At 66.5% G+C, this 22,308-nt stretch carries 21 protein-coding genes and 1 pseudogene; 13 read left to right on the top strand and 9 right to left on the bottom strand.

Annotated elements, in window-relative coordinates; all coding sequences use genetic code 11:
• Window positions 1-559 precede the first annotated feature (559 nt).
• On the top strand, window positions 560-991 hold the full coding sequence (locus GLP40_RS14020; protein ID WP_154788353.1) for a 2-isopropylmalate synthase: 432 nt from the start codon (window positions 560-562) through the stop codon (window positions 989-991).
• A gap of 329 nt (window positions 992-1,320) precedes the next feature.
• On the opposite strand, the gene trxA is transcribed toward GLP40_RS14020, so the two are convergent.
• Both trxA and GLP40_RS14010 read right to left on the bottom strand, forming a co-directional pair.
• Entirely contained in the window at window positions 1,321-1,686 is a 366-nt protein-coding gene (trxA, locus tag GLP40_RS14015) for a thioredoxin (RefSeq protein WP_154788352.1), read from the bottom strand.
• Between the two features lie 49 nt (window positions 1,687-1,735).
• On the bottom strand, window positions 1,736-2,281 hold the full coding sequence (locus GLP40_RS14010) for a 2'-5' RNA ligase family protein (protein WP_154788351.1): 546 nt from the start codon (window positions 2,279-2,281) through the stop codon (window positions 1,736-1,738).
• A gap of 89 nt (window positions 2,282-2,370) precedes the next feature.
• On the opposite strand from GLP40_RS14010, the gene GLP40_RS14005 reads away from it, so the two are divergent.
• The 4 genes from GLP40_RS14005 to GLP40_RS13990 all read left to right on the top strand — a co-directional run bounded on the left by GLP40_RS14005 (window position 2,371) and on the right by GLP40_RS13990 (window position 6,314).
• Complete coding sequence (locus GLP40_RS14005; RefSeq protein ID WP_154788350.1) at window positions 2,371-3,456, top strand: isocitrate/isopropylmalate dehydrogenase family protein; 1,086 nt, start codon at window positions 2,371-2,373, stop codon at window positions 3,454-3,456.
• A 153-nt stretch (window positions 3,457-3,609) separates the two neighbouring features.
• Window positions 3,610-4,518, top strand: coding sequence for an ABC transporter substrate-binding protein (locus GLP40_RS14000; protein WP_328290135.1), 909 nt, complete (start codon window positions 3,610-3,612; stop codon window positions 4,516-4,518).
• Window positions 4,519-4,524: 6 nt separating this feature from the next.
• A complete protein-coding gene (locus tag GLP40_RS13995; protein ID WP_154788349.1) occupies window positions 4,525-5,475 on the top strand; it encodes an amino acid ABC transporter permease in 951 nt (316 codons plus the stop codon).
• 86 nt (window positions 5,476-5,561) lie between these two features.
• On the top strand, window positions 5,562-6,314 hold the full coding sequence (locus GLP40_RS13990; protein WP_154788605.1) for an amino acid ABC transporter ATP-binding protein: 753 nt from the start codon (window positions 5,562-5,564) through the stop codon (window positions 6,312-6,314).
• Between the two features lie 76 nt (window positions 6,315-6,390).
• On the opposite strand, the gene GLP40_RS13985 is transcribed toward GLP40_RS13990, so the two are convergent.
• From GLP40_RS13985 to GLP40_RS13975, 3 genes are all read right to left on the bottom strand, one after another.
• On the bottom strand, window positions 6,391-7,233 hold the full coding sequence (locus GLP40_RS13985) for an alpha/beta fold hydrolase (protein ID WP_328290134.1): 843 nt from the start codon (window positions 7,231-7,233) through the stop codon (window positions 6,391-6,393).
• Entirely contained in the window at window positions 7,230-7,661 is a 432-nt protein-coding gene (locus GLP40_RS13980; protein WP_328290133.1) for a helix-turn-helix domain-containing protein, read from the bottom strand. Before GLP40_RS13980 ends, GLP40_RS13985 begins: the two co-directional genes overlap by 4 nt.
• A 206-nt stretch (window positions 7,662-7,867) precedes the next feature.
• On the bottom strand, window positions 7,868-8,788 hold the full coding sequence (locus GLP40_RS13975; protein WP_154788347.1) for a LysR family transcriptional regulator: 921 nt from the start codon (window positions 8,786-8,788) through the stop codon (window positions 7,868-7,870).
• 71 nt (window positions 8,789-8,859) lie between these two features.
• Here GLP40_RS13975 and GLP40_RS13970 point away from each other — a divergent pair, with 71 nt between their 5' ends.
• From GLP40_RS13970 to GLP40_RS33250, 3 genes are all read left to right on the top strand, one after another.
• Window positions 8,860-10,251 (top strand): FAD-binding oxidoreductase, encoded by a 1,392-nt coding sequence (locus tag GLP40_RS13970; protein WP_154788346.1) that lies wholly within the window; start codon window positions 8,860-8,862, stop codon window positions 10,249-10,251.
• Between the two features lie 151 nt (window positions 10,252-10,402).
• Window positions 10,403-11,284, top strand: coding sequence for an SPFH domain-containing protein (locus GLP40_RS13965; protein ID WP_154788345.1), 882 nt, complete (start codon window positions 10,403-10,405; stop codon window positions 11,282-11,284).
• Window positions 11,284-11,442, top strand: a complete 159-nt coding sequence (locus GLP40_RS33250) for a hypothetical protein (protein WP_196054659.1) — start codon at window positions 11,284-11,286, stop codon at window positions 11,440-11,442. The genes GLP40_RS13965 and GLP40_RS33250 overlap by 1 nt, the downstream gene beginning before the upstream one ends.
• A gap of 250 nt (window positions 11,443-11,692) precedes the next feature.
• On the opposite strand, the gene GLP40_RS13960 is transcribed toward GLP40_RS33250, so the two are convergent.
• Window positions 11,693-12,565 (bottom strand): class I SAM-dependent methyltransferase, encoded by an 873-nt coding sequence (locus GLP40_RS13960; protein ID WP_154788344.1) that lies wholly within the window; start codon window positions 12,563-12,565, stop codon window positions 11,693-11,695.
• Between the two features lie 281 nt (window positions 12,566-12,846).
• Here GLP40_RS13960 and rpsA point away from each other — a divergent pair, with 281 nt between their 5' ends.
• Entirely contained in the window at window positions 12,847-14,307 is a 1,461-nt protein-coding gene (gene rpsA / locus GLP40_RS13955) for a 30S ribosomal protein S1 (RefSeq protein WP_154788343.1), read from the top strand.
• A 332-nt stretch (window positions 14,308-14,639) separates the two neighbouring features.
• On the top strand, window positions 14,640-16,163 hold the full coding sequence (locus GLP40_RS13950; RefSeq protein ID WP_154788342.1) for a phospholipase C: 1,524 nt from the start codon (window positions 14,640-14,642) through the stop codon (window positions 16,161-16,163).
• A gap of 145 nt (window positions 16,164-16,308) precedes the next feature.
• Here the strand turns inward: GLP40_RS13950 and GLP40_RS13945 are convergent, their stop codons facing one another.
• Complete coding sequence (locus GLP40_RS13945) at window positions 16,309-16,527, bottom strand: hypothetical protein (protein WP_154788341.1); 219 nt, start codon at window positions 16,525-16,527, stop codon at window positions 16,309-16,311.
• 268 nt (window positions 16,528-16,795) lie between these two features.
• Here GLP40_RS13945 and coaE point away from each other — a divergent pair.
• Window positions 16,796-17,746: pseudogene (coaE, locus tag GLP40_RS13940) on the top strand (dephospho-CoA kinase); the annotation flags it as partial.
• A 59-nt stretch (window positions 17,747-17,805) separates the two neighbouring features.
• Here the strand turns inward: coaE and GLP40_RS13935 are convergent.
• A complete protein-coding gene (locus GLP40_RS13935; protein WP_154788339.1) occupies window positions 17,806-18,330 on the bottom strand; it encodes a DUF402 domain-containing protein in 525 nt (174 codons plus the stop codon).
• Window positions 18,331-18,541: 211 nt separating this feature from the next.
• Here GLP40_RS13935 and GLP40_RS13930 point away from each other — a divergent pair, with 211 nt between their 5' ends.
• Complete coding sequence (locus GLP40_RS13930; protein WP_154788338.1) at window positions 18,542-18,967, top strand: hypothetical protein; 426 nt, start codon at window positions 18,542-18,544, stop codon at window positions 18,965-18,967.
• A 67-nt stretch (window positions 18,968-19,034) separates the two neighbouring features.
• Here GLP40_RS13930 and GLP40_RS13925 read toward each other — a convergent pair whose 3' ends face one another.
• The gene (locus tag GLP40_RS13925) at window positions 19,035-19,619 is read right to left on the bottom strand and encodes a DUF402 domain-containing protein (RefSeq protein ID WP_154788337.1); all 585 of its coding nucleotides are present in this window, start codon (window positions 19,617-19,619) and stop codon (window positions 19,035-19,037) included.
• Window positions 19,620-20,033: 414 nt separating this feature from the next.
• Here GLP40_RS13925 and uvrB point away from each other — a divergent pair, with 414 nt between their 5' ends.
• Window positions 20,034-22,202, top strand: coding sequence for an excinuclease ABC subunit UvrB (gene uvrB, locus GLP40_RS13920; RefSeq protein WP_154788336.1), 2,169 nt, complete (start codon window positions 20,034-20,036; stop codon window positions 22,200-22,202).
• Window positions 22,203-22,308: the final 106 nt, after the last annotated feature.

Raw genomic sequence — 22,308 nt, 5'->3', positions numbered from 1 at the left:
CCGTCGGGGTCGTGTACCCGTGCCTGCGGTCGGTCGGGTGCCCGAATCTTGGACGTGCCCGGCAAGTTACCCATGGCGCGGCGAAATCGGTTGTTGCGTGCCGAACGCCTCAACAGCGCCGACGGCACTCAGCCTTCCTCTGAAGTTGTGCAGTGGCGGACCGGCTGTGAGCTGGGCATGTTCACGCACCGTATGTTTGCGAGCCGAATGGTGTTTGCTCGCACTCGTACCGGGCCGGTGTGGCGCCCGTCGCATTGCCGGTGACCTGCGGCGAAGTTACCCGTGGGTCGATTGCGAATATGGTTGCCATTGCGTGGGTGTGCCCCTATGCTCGACCCCGTGCCGAATTCCGCCTCCAGCCGTAGCGCAGCGCTCGACGTCGCCGACCGCGACCGCGCCGCGCTCATTTCGCTCACCGCGAGTGTGGCTGACGCGCGCGTACTCGTAGTTCTCCGCCGTAGCGGGGTCTGATTCGGACCGGCCCCTCGCTGCGGCCGAATGAACTTTTTGCTGGTCCCCTCTGCCATTTCTTCGGAAGAAGTCGGGAAGACCTAGTTCAATGACCATCACCCTTGATATCGCCACGTTCATCGCCGCTGCCCCCGCGAGCCTGCGGGCCGAATGCCTCGGCCTGACCCCCGCCGAGTTTTATGAGCGGTACTGCGCCACCGCCGGCCCGGTCAGGCTCAGCGACTGGACCCCGATCGGCCACCGTGCCGGGACGGCCACCCTGGAAATCGCCGATCACTTGCGCACCGTCGTCGCGACGGGCAGCCCGGTGGCGGCGTTGACCTCGGCCCTCTACGACGAGGGCTATCCGGTGGAGATCCTCCAGTTCCACCAGCGCCGCACCCCGGAGGGCATGGCGACCTTCGTTCAGTGCGAGTTCAATGGCCGCCGCGGCTGGGGCGCCGCACTGGCCGATGATCCGGCCGAATCCACCATCCGCGCCATGATCGCGGGTATCAACCACCTCGGTTCGCACTTCTGAGCGAAGTCGGATACCCCGACCCCGATGTCGACGCAGTGGGGTCGGGGCGCGAGAGGTGGTGGGTGATGCTCACCCGGCCGGGTGCGAGAGGTGTTGGCGCGGAACATCTTCCGAACCCGAACCCGAGCCCAACGGGGATCACCTGCCGTGAGAGGCGGTGGGCCGGGCCCGTGCGAGCCGGTGACCTGGGCGCGAAGGCCGGCAGGTCATTACGCCGCCCGCAGCCCGAGTCTCAGTGTGAGCCGAACGGGTACGCCGTCATCTCTGAAAGACACAGCGCCGCAACTCTTCTGGGAGATGCGGCGTGACGTCTGCGGCGGCGGGCTCGATTACTTGGCCTGCTGCTCGGCGATCTGTTTGCGGACCTCGTCCATGTCGAGGGCCTTCACCTGGGTGACCAGATCCTCGAGGGCCGCCGGGGGGAGTGCGCCGGGCTGGGCGAAGACGAGCACACCCTCGCGGAAGGCCATGATCGTCGGGATGGAGCGGATATTTGCGGCGGCGGCCAGGCCCTGCTGATCTTCGGTGTCGACCTTGCCGTGCACCACGTCGGGGTGCTTCTCGGACGAGGCCTCGAAGGTCGGGGCGAAGCTGCGGCACGGGCCGCACCACGATGCCCAGAAGTCGACGAGAACGACGTCGTTGCCGGTGACTACCTCGTCGAAGTTCTGCTCGGTCAGGGTCTGGGTGGCCATGGTTTCCTCTCGTAATCGATGTCCCCGGGTCCAACACCGGGCCCTTCGGTTATCTTCCCTGCGTGTCGGGCTGGGTAGGCAGAGTCGTTCGGCCCCCGGAAACAGGCCATTCGACGCGCCGGTCGCCGTCCCATCGCCGGATACCCTCCACGGTAGCCCGCAAATCCTTGTCCCAGGCCACCGCCTCCAGTGCGGCGTCGAACTGGCCCGGCCGCAGCCGTCGCGCCAGGGTGACATGCGGCGTCCACCCCTCGGGCCGGACGTTCCCGGGAATTCCCGGGCAGTCCGCGACCACCCGGAACAGCCTGTGCTGCAACGTGATCAGCGGCGCGGACGGTACTACCGCCCGCACCAGGATCGGTGCGCGCGACCCGAACACCAGCAGTCCGCCGAGCCGGATCGGGAAGGGCTGGAAGTCTTGTTGCCCCAACGCTTTATCCAGTCGCGGCCAGATCATGGAGGCCACCGCGAGTGTGATGTGCGGCCGCTGGTCGGGCCCCGGCGCGTGCAATCCGAGCTCGCGCAGGAGCCCCCACTGCCGCCGCACCTCCGCCTCGGCCGTCGCGTCCAGCACCAGTTCCACCGATTGCACCATGGTGTCTCGAACTTACGCGCCGGTCTCGAAATATGCCCGGGCGTGTGCCGGAGCGTCGCCGCCGCGGGGATTGCGCGAGGATGACTGCCATGAGCGACCGCGACACTCGAGTACGCCTGGGCCTGTTGGAGGGTGATGGCATCGGCCCGGAAATCGTGCGCGCCACCAGGGATGTGGTGGATGACGCCTTCCAGAGCAGGGGTCTGCCGTCGGTGGAATGGGTGACGCTGCCGCTGGGGCACGAGGCCATCGAGAAGTACGGCAGCCCGGTGCCCGAGCAGACCCTCGCCGGTCTCGCCGAACTCGACGCCTGGATCATGGGTCCGCACGACAGCGCGTCCTATGCCCCCGAGTACCGCACCGGCCTGCCGCCCGCGGGCGCGGTCCGGAAACGCTTCGGCCTCTTCGCGAATATTCGCCCGGCCCGCACCCTCGAGGGCGTCCGCTCGGTCGCCCCGCAGATGGACCTGCTGATCCTGCGCGAGAACACCGAAGGGCTCTACGCCGACCGCAATATGGTTGCGGGCTCCGGCGAATTCCAGCCGTCGCGGGATGTCGCCCTGTCCATCGGCGTGTTCACCCGTGCCGCGATCGAGCGCATCGCGCGTCTGGGTTTCCAGATCGCCGGGGAGCGCTCCAAGAAGGTCACCATCGTGCACAAGGCGAACGTGCTGCCCATGACGATGGGCATGTTCCGCGACGTCTGCTACGAGGTGGCTGCGGAGTATCCGAACATCCAGGTGAACGACGAGCACGTGGACGCCGCGGCCGCGCACCTGGTCCGCGCACCCCAGGATTACGACGTGATCGTCACCGAAAACCTGTTCGGCGACATCCTTTCCGATCTGGCGGGGGAGTTGAGCGGTTCGCTCGGCATGGCGGCCTCGGTGAACTGCTCGGACACCCAGGTCATGGCGCAGGCCGTGCACGGCGCGGCCCCCGCCCTGGCCGGTCGCAATCGCGCGAATCCGGTCGCGCTGTTCAATTCCGCGGCCGGCATGCTGCGCTGGATGGGCCGGACTCAGCGCTACAGTGCGCTGCGCCGGGTCGGCGAACGCATCGAACATGCGGTTGCCGATACGTTGCGGGCCGGGGTCGCGACGTCCGATTTGGGTGGGCTAGCATCTACCTCCGAATTCACCGAGCAGGTGCGCGCCCGGCTGCACCGCTGGTGAGCGCGCACTTCCGGGACCGGGCGTGTTCGGCCACGCGATGGCGTGTCGCCGATTAATGTTCGGTTACCGGCCGACGCGGACGGTGTCACTCGCTTACATTTCAAACGGCGGGCGACGCCCGGATATCGCGTACCCGAACTGTGGAGGACTGCTGTGTCTGTTCGTAACTCTCTCCGCGGGCGTGCCCTGCGGGCCGCCGTCGTGGTCGCCGGTGGCGCACTGGCGCTGACCGCGTGTACCAGTAATTCGGAGTCCAACGGTCCCGAGGTGTCGAAGGTCGACGTGTCGAAGGTCGACACCATCGCGGCCAAGGTGCCCGCCGACATCAAGTCCTCCGGGAAGCTGGTCGTCGGTGTGAACGTGCCCTACCAGCCCAATGAGTACCGGGATCCGAGCAGCGGCAAAATCATCGGCTTCGATGTCGACCTGATGGACGCGGTGGCCAAGGTGCTGGGCCTGTCGGCGGACTACAAGGAAGCCGACTTCGAGAAGATCATCCCCGCCATCGAGGCGGGCACCTTCAACCTCGGCATGTCGTCCTTCACCGACAACAAGGAGCGCGAGGCCACCGCCGACTTCGTCGACTACTTCTCCGCGGGCAGCCAGTGGGCCCAGCAGAAGGGCAAACCGGTCGATCCGAACAATGCCTGCGGCAAGCGAGTCGCGGTGCAGCGCACCACCGTTCAGGACACCGACGAGATCCCGGCCAAGTCCAAGGCGTGTGTCGCCGCCGGCAAGCCGGAGATCCAGAAGATCGCCTACGACGAGCAGTCCGCCGCCGCCAACGCGCTGGTGCAGGGCCAGGTCGATGCCATGTCCGCCGACTCCCCGGTGACCGCGTACGCCATCAAGCAGGCCAGCGACAAGATCGAATCCGCCGGTCCGATCTTCGATTCCGCGCCCTACGGCTGGCCGCTCGAGAAGAACTCCCCGCTCGCTCCGGTGCTGCGGGAGGCCGTGCAGTACCTGATGGACAACGGGCAGTACAAGAAGATCGCCGAGAACTGGGGTGTCCAGGAGGGCGCGATCACCAAGTCGGTCATCAACGGAGCAACGAGCTGACCTCCCATGTCGCAGGACGAGACCCACTCCGCAGCCTCGGCTGCGACGACGGTCGCGAACACCGAACCCGAGCCGATCAAAGCGATTCCGCTGCGACGGCCGGGCCGGTGGATCGCCGCCGCGATTATTCTGATTGCCTTGGCGCTGTTCGTGTGGGGCGCCAAGACCAACGAGGCCTATCACTGGGACACCTATTTCAAGTACCTGGGTGACCAGCGAATCGCCAAGGGCGCGTTGGTGACTCTGGAACTGACGGTGCTGGCCATGCTCATCGGCGTGGTGCTCGGTGTCATGCTGGCGGTGATGCGGCTGTCGCCGAATCCGGTGCTGCGCTCGGTGGCGTGGGTGTACCTGTGGATCTTCCGCGGGACGCCGGTCTATGTGCAACTGGTGTTCTGGGGCCTGTTCCCGTCGCTGTACAAGACCATCACCGTGGGCGTGCCGTTCGGGCCCTCGCTGACGCACTTCGATGTGCAGCACTGGTCCGCGCCGTTCTTCTTCGCCATGATCGGCCTCGGTCTCAATGAGGCGGCCTACATGGCCGAAATCGTCCGCGCCGGAATCAATTCCGTGGGCGAGGGGCAGCGTGAGGCGTCGGTGGCGCTGGGCATGTCATGGTCGCAGACCATGACCCGCACGGTGCTGCCCCAGGCCATGCGGGTGATCATCCCGCCCACCGGCAACGAGCTGATATCCATGCTGAAGACCACCTCGCTGGTGACGGCCATCCCGCTCACCACCGACCTCTACGGCCGGGCGCGTGACATCTACAGCGTGAATTTTCAGCCGATCCCGCTGCTACTGGTGGCCGCCACCTGGTACCTGCTCATCACGAGCGTGCTCATGATCGGGCAGTATTACCTGGAGCGGTACTACTCGCGTGGTAGTTCGCGGCAGTTGACGGCGAAGCAGTTGCGCGCCTTGGCCGCAGCGCAGGTGCCCGGATCGGTGAGGTGAGCGCGGACATGGCCGGGAACTCGATGTCGTTCTCGAAGGATCCGTCGCCGCTGGCCGAGGACGCGCTGCGGTCGTCGGCGGTGCCGATGGTGCGCGCCGACCGAGTGTGCAAGAACTTCGGTGCGCTGCAGGTGCTCAAGGGCATCACACTGGAGGTGAAGCGCGGTGAGGTGCTGTGCCTGATCGGGCCGTCGGGCTCCGGCAAGTCCACCTTCCTGCGCTGCATCAACCACCTCGAGCAGGTGAACGCCGGTCGCCTCTACGTGGACGGCGATCTGGTCGGCTACCGAGAGAAGAACGGCAAGCTCTACGAGATGAGCCCGCGCGACGCCGCCAGGCAGCGCCGCGACATCGGCATGGTCTTCCAGCACTTCAACTTGTTCCCGCACCGCACGGCGCTGGAGAACATCATCGAAGCACCGACCCGGGTCAAGAATCTCAAGCGCGCCGACGCGGTGGCGCGAGCGCGGGAGCTGCTGGACCGAGTCGGATTGGCGGACAAGGCCGATGCGTATCCGGCCCAGCTGTCGGGTGGTCAGCAGCAGCGCGTGGCGATCGCGCGGGCGCTGGCCATGGACCCGAAGCTCATGCTCTTCGACGAGCCCACTTCGGCGCTCGATCCGGAGCTGGTGGGTGAGGTGCTGGGCGTCATGCGCGAGCTCGCGGCATCGGGCATGACGATGGTCGTGGTCACGCACGAAATGGGCTTCGCGCGTGAGGTGGCCGATCAGCTGGTCTTCATGGACGGCGGTGTCGTGGTCGAGGCGGGAAATCCGCGGGAGATGCTCGCCAACCCGCGGCACGATCGCACGAAGGCCTTCCTGTCGCGCATTCTGTAACGGGCACAACAGGATCAGGGAGCGGTCCCGGCGGAATTCGTCCGAATTCCCCTTCGGTGACAGCTCCCTGATCTCGTTATTTCCGAAGGAACTCCAGCACGGGGGAGGTCTGCCCGAGGATGGCGTGACCGATGTCAGGGAGTACGCGCACCGTCGCGTTCGCAATGGTGTGCGCTGCGCGGCGAGCGGTGTCGGCGGAGTTGAACATGACGTCCTGCTCGCCCACGATCACCAGGACCGGCATCGGCAGGCTGTTCAGCTGGGCGTCGGTGAAGATCGGGAGCTTGCCCGTCCGCGGGTTGAAGTGCGTGAACGTGAGTGCCACGTCGTCGAGGATCTCCGCGTGGTCGGTCAAATTCAGGCCCGTGACGATGGCCGCGGAGCGGCGCAGGTCGTGATTGCTGAACAGGTGGTCGACCAGGTTCTTGAAGATCCAGCCGAAGCGCTGCTTGCCGATGCCGCCGGGGCACAGCAGGACCAGTTTGGCGACGCGGTCGGGGCGGCGGACGGCGTAATCCAGTGCGGTCCATCCACCCAGGGACATGCCGACGAAGCTGGCGGACGCTGAAATGTCGAGGCCCGCGAGGACATCGTCGAGCCACAGGGCGAGGGCCTCGGACCCGAGGGCGGGGCGGGATTCGGCGCTGCCGCCGGGCTCACCGGGCATGTCCACCGCATAGACGCGGAAGTCCCGTGCCCAGGAGTCGATATCGCCGCGCCACGCGGAATTGTTCGAGCCGGAGCCGTGCAGCAGGACCACCGGCGGGGCGTCCTGTGGGCCGGAGGCGAGCACGAAGGTGTCGCCCTCGCGGGTCGGGATATGCAGGTGCTCGGCGGGAACCGGCCACTGGCGCAGGACTTCCCGGTAGCGGGCCGCGATGGCGGCACGGCCGGCCTCGGACTTGTAGATCGCGCTCACGACGCGAGGACTCCTTCCATGTATTCGAGTAGCCGGGCGGTATCGCCCAGGCCGCCGACGAGAATGACCTTCAGGCGGGCGCGTTCGCGGTCGTAGAAGGTCTGGACGCGCAGGGGCCGGCCGTCCGGGTGCCGGGTGGCCGCCGCGCCGGTCAGCAGGGTGCTGACGCGGTCGGCGGTGCCCGGATCCACGACATCGACCTCGATGATGCTCGACACCTCCGAATGCCGTTGCCGGGCAAACGATTCCCGTCGGCTGTCGGGTGCGGGCAGGCCCGTGAAGGCATCCAGGTCGGCCTGTGCGATGCGGTACTGCTTGCCGATGCGGGTAGCGGGCAGCTTCCCGTCGCGCACATAGCCCCGCACGGTGCGGACGTGCAGGCCGAGTCGTTCGGCCACCTCGTCGACGGAGTACAGACGTTCTGTCACGCAAACTACCCTAAACATACCTATCCACTCTCGCAATAGGGATGTTTAGGTTCGCGCGAAGTGTGCTGATGTTCAGCTACCCGAACCACCGCGGGCACGCCCTCGAGCACATCGCGACAGTGTCACACCGCTGCTCCCGGCCGGCGTCCAAGTGATCGATGACGGTGGTCCGCGGGCGGTGTTCGCGGCCGGTATTCGACGAATGGCTAGGGCGTGACGACTGCCGCCGCCGGGTTCTTCCAGCGCGCCAGTGCGATACGGAGTTGGCCGAGCAGGATTTTCGCGGCCGGGCTCATCGGCCGCTCGGCATTCCAGGCCAGCGCCAGGCGGCCGTGCATCGGCGGATCGATCTCCAGGGTGCGCACGCCCAGTCCGGACGCGTCCGCGGGCGGAATCCGGGGAATGATCGCCACGCCCAGCGCATGCGCGGCCAGTCGGATCAGCAGCGGGGGAGCGGCGGCCTCGAATGCCACATTCGGTATGAGACCTGCTGTGGCGCAAGCTGTTTCGAGGAGGCTCCGTAGGCCGGATCCGGAGGGCAGGCAGATCAGCGGATGCTCGCACAACTCGGACAGCGTGATCCGCTCTCCGAAGCCCTCGGCCGCCAGCGGCACTGCCGCGACGATGGTGCTGTCGTAGATGATCTCGGCGCCGATGCCCGGGTCCAGCTCGGCGGAAATGCTGAGCAGACCGATATCCAGGTCGCCGCGGCGGACCGCGTTGTACATCGCCTCGGAGGTGTCCTCGGTGAGGGAGATGCCGATCTGCGGATGGTCGCGGTGGAAGTCGGCCAGCACCTGGGCGATATCGATCTCCTCGCCCGCCGCGCCGGAGATCAGCCCGACCCGCACGTGCCCCCGGAGCAGCCCGGTGAATTCGTCGACCGTGTGGGTGATGCGCTCGACCTGATCGAGCGCCGCCCTGGCCAGCGGCAGTACCGCTTCGCCGACCGGGGTGAGGGCCACCGATCGGCTCGACCGATCCAGAAGTGGTTGTCCCAGTTCGCGTTCCAGCTGCCGGATCTGCGCGCTGAGCCCAGGCTGCGCCAGGTGCAGGCGGGCCGCCGCCCGGGTGAAGCCGGCCTCCTCGGCGACCGTGACGAAGTAGCGCAGTTGACGCAGTTCCATAACTATCAATTCTAGTTACAAGAAAAACTATCTGTTGGAGTTCTGAATCCGACGCGAGCAGAGTTGGGGACATGACGAAGACAGCGATCCCTGAACTGCCCGCCACCACCGGCCCGGTCTTTCAATCGGGTGACACCGGCTACGACGCCGAGATCGCCGGATTTCAAACCGCTTATACCCACCGCCCCGCCGTGGTCGTCGGAGCCGCTCACGCCGAGGACGTCCGCGTTGCCGTGGAATACGCCGCGCGCCACGGGCTTCCGATCGCCGTGCAGGCCACGGGCCACGGCCTGTCGGTGGCCACCGACGGCGGCGTGCTCATCACCACCCGCCGTCTGCGCGATATCCGGATAGACGCGCAGGCCCGCACCGCCCGCATCGGCGCGGGCGTTGTGGCCGGAGCCCTGATCGAGGCGGCCGCCGCGCACGGCCTGGCTCCGCTGAACGGCTCCTCGCTGTCGGTTGGCGTGGTCGGGTACATCCTCGGTGGCGGCATCGGCATCCTGGCGCGCGAATACGGGTACGCCGCTGAACATGTGCGCGCCATCGAGATCGTGACCGCCGACGGTCGCCTGCGCCGGCTCGTGCCCGGTGACGAACTGTTCGGCGCCGTGCTGGGCACCGGCGGCAACTTCGGCGTGGTCACCGCACTGGAAATCGAACTGCTTTCCGTCGCACAGGTTTACGGCGGTCAGCTGCAGTTCGACGCCCCGCTGGTGGCCCCCGCGCTGGAGGCCTGGCGCCTGTGGACCCAGGACGTGCCCGACGCCGTCACCTCGGCCATCACCATGCTGACCTTCCCCGACATCCCGCAGCTGCCCGAACATCTGCGCGGGCGGTACGTGGCGACCATCAATATCGCCTTCACCGGCACCGAGGAGGAAGGTGAGCGGCTGGTCGCGCCGCTGCGCGCGGTCGGTGCGCGGATGACCGATGATCTGCGGATCATGCCGTACGCCGAAAGTCATGCCATCTACCGGGATCCGGACCACCCGCACGCCTACATCGCCACCAACGCTCTGCTGTCCGAACTGCCCGCCGAGGCCACCGACGCCTTCCTGGAGATCACCGGTCCGGACGCGCCGCTGCCGACGGTAGCTGGATTCCGGCATCTGGGCGGCGCGCTGGGACGGCCCGGCCCGAACGGGATTTCGATGGATCACCGCGAAGCCGAATACATCGCACGCGTGCTGGCAATGCCGCAGCCGGGCAATGCCGATCAGGTGCGCGACCAGCTGGATCTCGTGCGAAAGACGTTGGCGCCCTGGACCGTCGGCCAGAATCTGAACTTCCTGTACGGCGGCGGCGATGCGGCCGACGAGGCGCAGACCCGAGGCGGCTACAGCCCGGCCACCTACGAGCGGCTGGCCGCGCTGAAGGCCGAGTACGACCCGGCCAACCTGTTCCGCAACAACCGCAATATCCGGCTCCCCCGCCTGTCCGGGCCTGCCGCGCGCGGCTGAGAGCCGTAGACCGTCGTGCATGCGTGCCGGCGGCTGGGAACCGACCCAACTCTGGACGTCCCCGACGAGTCACCCCGCCTCGCGAAATCGGTTGCCACCTACCCGCGGCAATACTATCGTTGTGATATCACTTCGATACTAGGAGAGTGTCATGGAGTTGCGTCGGGCTTTCCGGCTGAACGGATTCCTCGTACTGGGCGTACTGGTATTGCTCATCATCGCGATCGCCGCGGAGGCGCACGGGCTGAACAGCAGGGCCGATGATCACGGGGGTTCGTCGACCCTGCTCGGTGCGGGGCTGGCCGTCACCATCCTGGCCGCGGTGCTGGCGGCCAGTGGGTTCGTGGTGGTGAATCCCAACCAGGCCAAGGTGATCCAGTTCTTCGGTCGCTACATCGGCTCGGTCGGCGAGTCCGGGTTCCACTGGGTCACCCCGCTGTCCAGCCGGCGGGGGATCTCGCTGCGGGTCCGGAACTTCGAGACCCAGAAGCTGAAGGTCAACGACCTCGACGGCAACCCGGTCGAGATCGCGGCCGTGGTCGTGTACCAGGTGGTGGACAGCTACAAGGCGGCCTTCGCCGTCGACGACTACGAAGACTTCGTCATGACCCAGTCCGAGACCGCGGTCCGGCACCTGGCCACCATCCACCCGTACCAGTCCGACGACGCGAACGCTGCCAGCCTGCGCGACGGGGCCGAGATCGCCGGTGAGCTCACCGCCGAGTTGCGTGACCGCACCGAACTGGCCGGCATCGAGATCATCGAGGCCCGCATCACCCACCTCGCCTACGCGCCGGAGATCGCCCAGGCCATGCTGGTCCGCCAGCAGGCCGCCCAGGTGGTCGCCGCCCGCAGCCGCATCGTCGAAGGCGCGGTCGGTATGGTCGGCCTGGCCCTGGATCGACTCGCCGACCAGGGCGTGGTCGAACTCGATGAGGAGCGCAAGGCGGCAATGGTCTCCAACCTGCTGGTAGTCCTGTGCGGCGACCGCGCCGCCGCACCCGTCGTCAACGCCGGAACCCTCTACGCGTAATGGTCAAGCGCGAGCCGAAAAAGGTGCTGCTCCGGCTCGACCCGGCGGTCCATGAAGCCATCGCCAAATGGGCCGCCGACGACCTCCGCAGCATCAACGCGCAGATTGAATTCGCCCTCCGCCTCGCCCTGAAACAGGTTGGGCGCGAACCGAAATGACCACATCCGCCCCGCCGAATCCGGCCGGGGCGGACTCGTTCGGCCGGGCCGTCGCCTGTGCCTGCCGCCGGAACCGCTTCCGGTACACCGGATCGTGCGCCGACCCCGGCGGCGACACCTCGAGCGCCACCATCCGGTCGGTGCCGGTCTCGTGCGCGCCGCGCCCAGCTCTGCGTGCGGCCGGTATCGGCCGAACCGGCTTTCCTGCGCGCCGTACCCCCAAATCACCACGAAGGTACGGTCATTGATCTCAGTTCGCTTTCTCGGTGACGAAAATGGCTGTGCCGGGGAAGATCTCGCCGCGCAGGGGACTCCACTGACCCCATTCGCGGTCGAGCCACTCGGGCCAGTCCGGCTCGATGATGTCCTTCACGATCAAACCCGCACCGACGATCTCCCGGACACGATCGCCGATGGTGCGGTGGTGTTCGACGTAGGTGGGTTCGCCGTCGGAGCCGAGTTCGACGTAGGGGGTGCGGTCGAAGTAGGGGATGGTGGCCCGCAGGCCCTCCGGGCCCGGATCGTCGGGGAAGATCCAGCGCATGGGGTGATTCACCGAGAAGACCCAGCGGCCGCCCGGTTTGAGTACCCGGCGAACCTCGCGCATCACCTGGCCCGAGTCGGCGACGAAGGGAACCGCGCCGAAGGCGGAGCAGGCGAGATCGAAAGACTCGTCGGCGAAGGGCAATTCCTCGGCTCCCGCCTGGACGAGGGGGACGCGGGGACCGCCCGCGGCCATGGCGAGGAGGCCGCGATCGAGCATGGCGCGGGAGATGTCCAGGCCGACGGGGTGCGCGCCATGCGAGGCGAGCCAGCGGGAGCAGGGCGCCGAGCCGCAGCCGATCTCGAGGATCCGCTTGCCTTCGATATCGCCGAGCAGATGCCAATCACCTTCGTGCAATCCCTCGGGACACCACACGAATTCCCCGGCGGGGGAGTCGACGCCGAGAAAATCGGCGTGGGTTTCGTGGTAGGCCGCGGCGTCGGCGTCCCACCATCGGCGGCTGGCGCGCTGGCTGGACTGCGAGTCGACCTTGGCGCGGGTCACTCCCACCGTCCCGAGCAGGGCATTGGCCTCGGCGTGCCGGGCATCGTCAGGGGTGGCGGAGCGATCGTCGGACATGGGCATACCCTATCGACCGGTGCGGTGGGGGCCATGTTTGCTTGGTACAACACCCGTCGCGTACGCTGTTTTCCGCGAGTGTCTTCTGTACCCGGTTTCTCGAGACCGCGTAGAGCAGATAATCGTGCTGTGAGTCCGCATGCTTTTCAGGGCAGCGTTGTGCAGCGTCGCAGCGGTGTGCTGTGCATGACCAACGTTAGTTCCATCGCCTGCTGTTCGCAGCAATACCGAAAGTCCACATGTCCACTACCGACCACAATCCGTCCGGAGCCTCCCAACACATGCCCACCACTGTCACCTCGCCGCAGGTTGCCGTCAACGACATCGGCACTGCCGAGGACTTCCTCGCCGCCATCGACAAGACCATCAAGTACTTCAACGACGGAGATATCGTCGAAGGAACCATCGTCAAGGTCGATCGTGACGAGGTCCTTCTCGACATCGGTTACAAGACCGAAGGCGTGATCCCGTCTCGCGAACTGTCCATCAAGCACGATGTCGACCCGGCCGAGGTCGTTTCCGTGGGCGATGAGGTCGAGGCCCTCGTTCTCACCAAGGAGGACAAGGAAGGCCGCCTGATCCTGTCGAAGAAGCGCGCTCAGTACGAGCGGGCCTGGGGCACGATCGAGGAGCTCAAGGAGAAGGACGAGGCCGTCAAGGGCACCGTCATCGAGGTCGTCAAGGGCGGTCTGATCCTGGACATCGGTCTGCGTGGCTTCCTCCCCGCGTCGCTGGTCGAGATGCGTCGCGTGCGCGACCTCCAGCCGTACGTCGGCAAGGAGATCGAGGCCAAGATCATCGAGCTGGACAAGAACCGCAACAACGTGGTCCTGTCCCGCCGCGCCTGGCTCGAGCAGACCCAGTCCGAGGTCCGCTCCGAGTTCCTGCACCAGCTGCAGAAGGGCCAGGTCCGCAAGGGTGTGGTCTCCTCCATCGTCAACTTCGGTGCCTTCGTGGACCTGGGTGGCGTGGACGGTCTGGTGCACGTCTCCGAGCTGTCCTGGAAGCACATCGACCACCCGTCCGAGGTTGTCGAGGTCGGCAACGAGGTCACCGTCGAGGTTCTCGACGTCGATCTGGACCGCGAGCGTGTCTCCCTGTCGCTCAAGGCGACCCAGGAAGACCCGTGGCGTCAGTTCGCCCGCACCCACGCCATCGGCCAGATCGTGCCGGGCAAGGTCACCAAGCTGGTTCCGTTCGGCGCGTTCGTCCGCGTCGAGGAGGGCATCGAGGGCCTGGTGCACATCTCCGAGCTGGCCGAGCGCCACGTGGAGGTCCCGGACCAGGTTGTGGCCGTCGGCGACGACGCCATGGTCAAGGTCATCGATATCGACCTCGAGCGTCGCCGGATCTCGCTGTCGCTGAAGCAGGCCAACGAGGACTACACCGCCGAGTTCGACCCGTCGAAGTACGGCATGGCCGACAGCTACGACGACCAGGGCAACTACATCTTCCCCGAGGGCTTCGACTCCGAGACCAACGAATGGCTCGAGGGCTTCGAGAAGCAGCGTGAGGAGTGGGAGACCCGGTACGCCGAGGCCGAGCGTCGCCACAAGATGCACACCGCTCAGATGGAGAAGATGGCCGCCGACGCCGCCGCCGAGGCTGCCAACGGTGGTCCGTCGAACTACTCCTCGGAGTCGGGTTCGCAGGCCGCCGCTTCCTCCGAGCCGGCCGGTGGCTCGCTCGCGAGCGACGCGCAGCTGGCCGCTCTGCGCGAGAAGCTGTCCGGCAACGCGTAATTCGCGTTCCCTGACGGGATAAGCACGCAAGGAAGCCCCCCGGGTCCAATCAGACCCGGGGGGCTTTCCTGTCGGGCTGTCCGGCTCGAGTGTTCACGTGCCGGTGGCGTGAGGTGTCAGATATCGGTGAGGCATCGGATATCGCTGCCCAGCCTGGGTCGCGCTCGCGATGACGTGCAAGTCATGTCATGAATCCGCTACTGGACCCAGTACGGTTACGAATGGTTCGCTGAGCCGTCACTATTCGAGGGTTGGATGCGAACTGGACGCGCGACCGGATATGTTCGGCGCGTTCGATTCAGTCACTCCTAGCGGGAAGGCACTACCGGAGCATGGGCGTGTTCGCCGGAATCAACAGGCGCGATTTTCTGGCGAAAGCCATGGCCGCGGGCGGTGCGGCCTCGCTGGCCTCATTGGCCGGGCCGATCATCGAGCGCGCCTACGCCGCCGATCCGGCGGGCATGGGCGGGCTCGGCGACATCGAGCACATCGTGCTGCTCATGCAGGAGAACCGCTCCTTCGACCACTACTTCGGCGCCATGTCCGGCGTGCGCGGCTTCGACGATCCGTCCCCGGCCTGGAACCAGTACGGCTACGCGCCCGGCGTTGGTCCCACCGCCGACGGTTTCCTCAACCCCTTCCGGCTCGACACCACCCGCGGCGCGACCCTCGACGGCGAATGCATCAACGATCCGGACCACAGCTGGGCGGCCATGCACAAGGCGTGGAACAACGGCCGCAATGACGGCTGGATGCCCATGTCCATCGCCTCCGTCGGCGCCGGAAACGGCCCTGCCGCAATGGGTTACTACACCCAGGACGACGTCCCCGTGCACTGGGACCTGGCCAATGCCTTCACCCTGTGCGACAGCTACCACTGCTCGGTGCTCGGTCCGACCGACCCCAACCGCCTGTACTGGGTCTCGGCCACCATCGATCCGGACGGTCAGCACGGCGGCCCGCTGCTGGAGACCCCGACCCTCATCCCGCAGAACGCCTACAGCTGGCGCACCATGCCGGAAAACCTCTCCGAGGCGGGCGTCAGCTGGAAGATCTACAACAATCGTGACGTCGGCCCGCTGTCCTCGGTGATCCTGGACGGCATGATGGGCTGCTTCAAGCAGGCCGCCGACCCGAACTCCGAGCTGGCGCGGCGCGGTAAGGCCCCGGAGTATCCGAAGGACTTCGCCGCCGATGTGGCCGCCGGCACGCTGCCCGCGGTGTCCTGGGTGATCCCCCCGCTGCTGAACTGCGAACACCCCGCGCTGCCACCGGCTTTCGGCGCGGTGGGCATCATGCAGGTGCTCGACATCCTGACCTCCAACCCCGCGGTGTGGGAGAAGACCGCGCTCATCGTGTCCTACGACGAGAACGGCGGCTTCTTCGACCACGTCACCCCGCCGACCCCGCCCGCGGGCACGCCCGGTGAGTACGTCACCGTGCCCGTGGACAAGAAGTTCGAGGGCATCACCGGTCCGATCGGTCTGGGGTATCGCGTGCCGTGTTTCGTGATCTCGCCCTACAGCCGCGGCGGCCTGGTGGCCTCGGAGACCTTCGACCACACCTCGCAGCTGCGCCTGATCGAGCGCCGTTTCGGCGTCGACGTGCCCAACCTGACCGCGTGGCGGCGCGGCGTGACCGGCGACATGACCTCGGCCTTCGACTTCGCCTCGGCCCCGGACGCCACGAAACCCGCGTTCGCCCCGGCGAATCGGAAGGTGGACGCGGCCATCGCGCAGTGCGGGCCGAACATCGCCCTGGGCACTGCGACGATCGGTACGCCCTACCCGGTGCCGCCGAACGCCATGCCCACGCAGGATCCCGGTACACGGCGTCGACCCAGCGGGATCGTGTAATCCTTCCGGTGACACTACGTAATCGCCTAAGCGTCATCGCGTAACGCGCGCACGAAACAGTGGCTCGGTCCGAATAGGGCCGAGCCACCGTGCGTTTCGGGGGAACGAATCAGCCGGTCGGGTGAGATCGGCAGGCGGTGCCGATTCAGCTGGCCGCGGCGGGCACCCAGCGCCGCATGACCGTGGTCTCGGGCTTCCGTTTTCGCGTGGCCGCGAGGCTGTGCCGAGCCGGGCTGAGCAGCGCGGTCAGCCAGGGTCGCCGGTGCTCGGCGAGAGCGGCTGCGACGGCGGGGATCTCGATGCAGTGCACGGTGCCCGCCAGGCCCAGGCGGTGGCGACCCGTCTGGAGTTCTTTGGTGCCCACTGATGTTCCTTCTCTTGCGTGTTACCGGCCTAAGATCGCCTGCGGCGAACCTTAGCCGAACAAAAGTGTGCGTCACCGAATTTTGCGCGACATCCGCCCCGGCGTGTCGGAATGTTGCCGACAAACGGTCCGGATTGGCCGAAAAAGTTGCGAATTGATCTCGTCGGTATCACGGAATGGCCAAGTACTGCACTTGCAGGTGAAACCGCAGTCCGGAGGGGGTAACCCTGAGGGGCGCGATGTCCGCCGCTGATGCGAGACTGGTCGAATGTTGCGAATCGGTCTCACCGGAGGCATGGGCGCGGGCAAGTCCACCGTGGCCCGCATTCTCACCGAGCGCGGAGCCGTGCTGGTCGACAGTGATGTCATCGCGCGGGAGGTGGTGGCGCCAGGGACCGAGGGCCTGGCTGCCCTGGTCGCGGCCTTCGGCGACGACATCCTCGCCGCGGATGGCAGCCTCGATCGTCCGGCCCTGGCCGCCAAGGCCTTTGCCTCCGACGAGGCCCGCGCCACCCTCAACGGCATCACCCACCCGCTGGTCGGCAGGCGCACCGCCGAGCTCATCGCCGCCGCGCCCGCGGATGGCATTGTGGTGCAGGATATTCCGCTGCTCGTCGAGAACGGCCTCGCGCCCTTCATGAACCTGGTGGTCATCGTCGACGCCGCCGAGGAAACCCGGGTGCGCCGGCTGGTGGAGTTTCGGGGCATCGACGAGGCCGACGCCCGCGCTCGCATCGCCGCACAGGCCACCGACGCCCAGCGCCGGGCCGCGGCCGACGTGCTGCTCGACAACAATGGGGCGAACGGCCGCATCGACGCCGAGGTACACCGGCTGTGGGACGAACGTCTGGTCCCCTTCGAACGCAACCTGCGCACCCGCACCCCCGCCGCCCGGCCGGAACTGCCTGTGGTGGAGGCGGATCCGGAGTGGCCCGCGCAGGCCCGGCGCGTGATCGCACGGCTCGCCGTGGCCTGCGGCGCGGACGCCCGCGGCATCGAGCACGTCGGGGCGACCGCCGTGCCGGGCAAGCCGGCCGTCGATGTGATCGATATCCGCATCACCCTCGCCGCCGGCGTCAGCGCGGACGCGTTGCGGGATCGACTGGCGGACATCGGCTTTCCTCCGGTCGCCGCGGGGGATCCGCTCATCGCCGCCATGGGCGTGGATCTCGCGGCGGGGGAGCGGCTGCACGCGAACGCCGACCCGGGCCGTCCGGTCAATCTGATCCTCGGAGCCTGAGCAGACCCGTCGGCGAGCCCGGACGGTCTCTCTCGGAGCTACATCCAGCTCAGCTTGATGTCCTTCGAGGCCAGCCAGGCTTCGAAATTGTGGCCGTGCGCGGCGATCCCATCGATCGTCGCGGTTGCCGACCGAATCGCATCCTGAGCCTCGGTCAGGGTCAGGTAGCCGGCGGAGTGGGCGGCGAGCAATTCATCCACGTCGAGCAGCTCGACCTCGCGGCCCTGGCGCACTACCAGGTCCAGGTAGTGGTCGACGGACTTCCACTGCTTCGGGCCGACCTGCATGAATGTGCCGATATCGATGTAATAGTCCTGGTCGCGCAGATGCGCGGGGGTGAAGTGGAAGACGGTGGCGCGGATGGACACCGTTGGCAGCAGCCAGGATTCGATGTAGTGGAACTCGGGATGGTCGGAGGTGCGGGCCATGTACAACCCCCATGGCTCGACGTGGTACCGCTCCACCTGCCGCACGAAGCCCTTGGGGTCGATATTGGTGAGCTCGTCGATATTGAAGTACTCCACCTTGGGTCGGTGCAGATCTACCGCGGGTGCCCGAGTCATGCCATTCAGCATCGCGTGTCGGGCGGCGGTCGTCCAGGGGAAGGGATGCCGCGTCGCCGGCGCAATGCCGGAATCCGGCGCCGACCGGGTCGATTTTTCCGAAAACACAATCTGAAGCGGTCACGTTTCGCTAATGTGCGGCTGCGCTGTTTCTTCGCGCACGACGACCCGCCGCGCCTGGGCGGGCGTCTCGATCCAAGGGAAGTACTGCATGAACGCACACACAGCCCGCGTCCGCCGGGTTGGCACGGGGGTCACGGCCTTCGGCGCGGTGGCCGGGATCATCATCCTGGCAGCGCCGCAGGCCGGCGCGTGGCCGTCCAACCTGGAAGTGTCCGGCGGCTCGACCCACAATGTCGGCTGCTCCTACACGCTCACCGCGACCGTCGAAGTCGACCGCCTGACCTCGGTGTCGTTCACCGATAACGGCACCGAGCTGACCGGCAGCCCGGTCTCGCCCTCGCTGCTGAGCAACAAGGTCACCATCAACTGGACCCCGACCACCACCGGCTCGCATGAGCTGACGGCCACCCAGACCTTCATCCCGAAGTCGATCACCGTCCAGGTGTCGCCGCAGAGCAGCTTCGGCAGTGTGGGCTGCGGCCTCAACGGGCTGTTCCCGAGCCTGTCCGGCTAGTCGGAGGGCGGACAGACCCCATCGAACTCGCCCGGTTCGCAATATCGCGAACCGGGCAGTGTCGTCTTCACAGCCAGCTGAGCGTGATGCCCTGCCCCGCGAGCCAGCGGTCCACATCGTGACCGCAACCGGCGATGCCATCCACCACCGCCGCGGCGCGCTCGATGGCGAGGTGGGTGCGTGCGGTGTCGAAATGTCCTGCGGCGTGGGCGGCCAGCAGCTCGTCGATTCCGACGAGCTCGGGCGTTTGGCCGGGGCGCGCCACCACGTGGAGGTAGTGGCTCTCTGCCCGCCACTTCCTGTCCTCGCACGGACCGTACTCGCCGATGTCGAGGTAGTAGGTCTGGCTGCGATCGTGGCCGGGCCGCAGGTGATAGACGGTGGCGCGCAGACTGAATTCCGGCAGCAGCCAGGACTCGACGTAGTGGAAGCGCGGATTATCAACTGTCCGTTCGACATAGAGGCCGAACGGTTCGGCGTGGATCCGCTCCACGGGGTGTATGAACCCGCGATAATCGGTCCATGACAGATCCGCGAGATTGAAGTATTCGAGCCTGGGGCGATGCGGGGACACCGGAGGAGTGTTGCCGATCGTGCCGTGTGGGTGTGCGCCATTGGTGGAAATCCACTGTGGCGTATGCAGACCGGTCATCGCCCTGCCTCTTTTCGAATCGTGCGACCAGCGAGCTCAGAGTACACCCGGCGACCGGGATTCAAACCGTCGTGAAGGGACTGAGATCTACGCGACACCGTCATGCGCACGTGGCGTCAAATCCCTTGGGGTAACAGTCAATTCGGACATTTACCGGCGGTTTACGAAATCGTGTGTGAGGCATGGGAAACCAGGAAGGGGCCGACGCGTTCGCCGTATCCCGAAACTCTGGCAACCGTACCCGGGACGTCGACTGATTTCGTGAGCCGAGGGTAACTCGCCGGGTACGTCCACAACCGGTTCGGCACTCAGCCGCCCTGATGGTTTGTCACGCGTCGACGGCTCTCAGCTGCCCGCTGAAGGCGCGCAGAGGCGGAACCCGAACCTGTCGGTGGGGGGTTCTAGGCTGGGGACATGGCATTCGCAACCGAGATCCCGGACGAGGACCTGCCGCTGGCCCATTCCGAGCACCGGCCCATCGGCGATGTCGAGCGCGCCGACGGCCGGTTCCAGGTTGTCAGCGAGCATCGTCCGGCCGGTGATCAGCCTGCCGCCATCGAAGAGCTCGAGCGGCGCATCCGGGCCGGCGAGAAGGATGTGGTGCTGCTCGGTGCCACCGGTACCGGTAAGTCCGCCACCACGGCCTGGTTGATCGAGCGCTTGCAGCGCCCCACGCTGGTCATGGCGCCCAACAAGACCCTCGCCGCGCAGCTGGCCAACGAGCTGCGCGAGATGCTGCCGAACAACGCGGTCGAGTACTTCGTGTCGTACTACGACTACTACCAACCCGAGGCGTACATCGCGCAGACCGACACCTACATCGAGAAGGACAGCTCGATCAACGACGATGTCGAGCGGTTGCGGCACTCGGCCACGTCGAGCCTGCTCTCGCGGCGGGATGTGGTGGTGGTCGCGTCGGTGTCGTGCATCTATGGCCTCGGTACGCCGCAGTCGTACCTGGATCGGTCGGTGCAGCTGGAGGTCGGCACCGAGATCGATCGCGATCGGCTCTTGCGATTGCTGGTGGATGTGCAATACACCCGCAATGACATGTCGTTCACTCGCGGAAGTTTCCGGGTACGCGGCGACACCGTCGAAATCATTCCCTCGTATGAGGAATTGGCGGTGCGCATCGAATTCTTCGGTGACGAGATCGAGGCGCTCTATTATCTGCACCCGCTGACCGGTGATGTGGTTCGGCAGGTGGATATGCTCCGGATTTTCCCGGCCACCCATTACGTGGCGGGTCCGGATCGGATGGAGCGGGCGGTGCGTGATATCGAGGCGGAGCTCGACGAGCGGCTCGCAGATCTGGAGAAGCAGGGCAAATTGCTGGAGGCGCAACGGCTTCGGATGCGCACCCAATACGACCTGGAGATGATCAAGCAGGTCGGATTCTGCTCCGGTATCGAAAACTATTCGCGGCATATCGACGGCCGTCCCGCCGGATCCGCGCCGGCCACGCTGTTGGATTACTTTCCCGAGGATTTCCTGCTCGTCATCGACGAATCGCATGTGACCGTGCCGCAGATCGGAGGGATGTACGAGGGCGATATGTCGCGCAAGCGGAACCTGGTGGAGTACGGCTTCCGGCTACCGTCGGCGGTGGACAACCGGCCGCTCACCTGGGAGGAATTCGCCGATCGCATCGGGCAGGCGGTGTACCTGTCCGCCACTCCCGGCCCGTACGAGTTGGGCCGGACCGGGGGCGAATTCGTCGAGCAGGTCATTCGCCCCACCGGCCTGGTGGATCCGCACGTGGTGGTCAAACCGACCAAGGGTCAGATCGACGATCTGGTGCATGAGATCCGGCTGCGTACCGAGCGCGACGAACGCGTGCTGGTCACCACGCTGACCAAGAAGATGGCCGAGGATCTCACCGACTATCTGCTGGGACTCGGTGTGCGCGTGCGATATCTGCACTCGGAGATCGATACCCTGCGCCGCGTCGAATTGCTGCGGCAGTTGCGACTGGGTGAGTACGACGTACTGGTCGGCATCAACCTGCTGCGGGAGGGTCTGGACCTGCCCGAGGTCTCGCTGGTCGCGATTCTGGATGCCGACAAGGAAGGCTTCCTGCGTTCGGCCACCAGCCTCATTCAGACCATCGGCCGCGCGGCGCGCAATGTCTCCGGTGAGGTCCACATGTACGCGGACAAGATCACCGACTCCATGCGTCACGCCATCGACGAGACCGAGCGTCGCCGCGCCAAGCAGATCGCTTACAACGAAGAGCGCGGCATCGATCCGAAACCATTGCGCAAGAAGATCGCCGACATTCTCGATCAGGTGTATCGCGAGGCCGAGGAGACCGACGTCGAGGTGGGCGGCTCGGGCCGCAATGCCAGCCGCGGCCGCCGCGCCCAGGGCGAGCCCGGGCGTGCGGTGAGCGCCGGTGTCTACGAGGGTCGCGATGTGAAGAACATGCCGCGCGCCGAACTCGCCGACCTGATCAAGGACATGACCGAGCAGATGATGAACGCTGCCCGCGAGCTACAGTTCGAGCTGGCCGGCCGGCTCCGCGACGAGATCGCCGATCTGAAGAAGGAACTACGCGGCATGGATGCCGCCGGGTTGGCTTGACCGCCTCCTCGCACCGTCAGCGGGCGGCCGGGAGCCGCTGGCACTCGGCAACCCGTGCCAGCGGCTGGGAACCGAGCCGATTGTGGACGTACCCGGCGAGTTGCCC

This window comes from Nocardia aurantiaca, from assembly GCF_009708175.1.
Taxonomy (GTDB): Bacteria; Actinomycetota; Actinomycetes; order Mycobacteriales; family Mycobacteriaceae; genus Nocardia; species Nocardia aurantiaca.
Note: the sequence above shows the minus strand (reverse complement) of the source record. Positions and strands in the feature narration are given on the sequence as shown.

Bases quoted from the DNA above. Each gene is read 5' to 3' on its own strand.
- GLP40_RS13970 (WP_154788346.1), top strand. From the start codon at position 8,860: ATGACGAAGACAGCGATCCCTGAACTGCCCGCCACCACCGGCCCGGTC.
- GLP40_RS33250 (WP_196054659.1), top strand. From the start codon at position 11,284: ATGGTCAAGCGCGAGCCGAAAAAGGTGCTGCTCCGGCTCGACCCGGCG.
- GLP40_RS13925 (WP_154788337.1), bottom strand. From the start codon at position 19,619: ATGACCGGTCTGCATACGCCACAGTGGATTTCCACCAATGGCGCACAC.
- rpsA (WP_154788343.1), top strand. From the start codon at position 12,847: ATGCCCACCACTGTCACCTCGCCGCAGGTTGCCGTCAACGACATCGGC.
- GLP40_RS13995 (WP_154788349.1), top strand. From the start codon at position 4,525: ATGTCGCAGGACGAGACCCACTCCGCAGCCTCGGCTGCGACGACGGTC.
- GLP40_RS13930 (WP_154788338.1), top strand. From the start codon at position 18,542: ATGAACGCACACACAGCCCGCGTCCGCCGGGTTGGCACGGGGGTCACG.
- GLP40_RS13990 (WP_154788605.1), top strand. From the start codon at position 5,562: ATGGTGCGCGCCGACCGAGTGTGCAAGAACTTCGGTGCGCTGCAGGTG.
- trxA (WP_154788352.1), bottom strand. From the start codon at position 1,686: ATGGCCACCCAGACCCTGACCGAGCAGAACTTCGACGAGGTAGTCACC.
- GLP40_RS13975 (WP_154788347.1), bottom strand. From the start codon at position 8,788: ATGGAACTGCGTCAACTGCGCTACTTCGTCACGGTCGCCGAGGAGGCC.
- GLP40_RS14005 (WP_154788350.1), top strand. From the start codon at position 2,371: ATGAGCGACCGCGACACTCGAGTACGCCTGGGCCTGTTGGAGGGTGAT.
- uvrB (WP_154788336.1), top strand. From the start codon at position 20,034: ATGGCATTCGCAACCGAGATCCCGGACGAGGACCTGCCGCTGGCCCAT.
- GLP40_RS14010 (WP_154788351.1), bottom strand. From the start codon at position 2,281: ATGGTGCAATCGGTGGAACTGGTGCTGGACGCGACGGCCGAGGCGGAG.
- GLP40_RS13965 (WP_154788345.1), top strand. From the start codon at position 10,403: ATGGAGTTGCGTCGGGCTTTCCGGCTGAACGGATTCCTCGTACTGGGC.
- GLP40_RS13935 (WP_154788339.1), bottom strand. From the start codon at position 18,330: ATGACTCGGGCACCCGCGGTAGATCTGCACCGACCCAAGGTGGAGTAC.
- GLP40_RS13950 (WP_154788342.1), top strand. From the start codon at position 14,640: ATGGGCGTGTTCGCCGGAATCAACAGGCGCGATTTTCTGGCGAAAGCC.
- GLP40_RS14020 (WP_154788353.1), top strand. From the start codon at position 560: ATGACCATCACCCTTGATATCGCCACGTTCATCGCCGCTGCCCCCGCG.
- GLP40_RS13960 (WP_154788344.1), bottom strand. From the start codon at position 12,565: ATGTCCGACGATCGCTCCGCCACCCCTGACGATGCCCGGCACGCCGAG.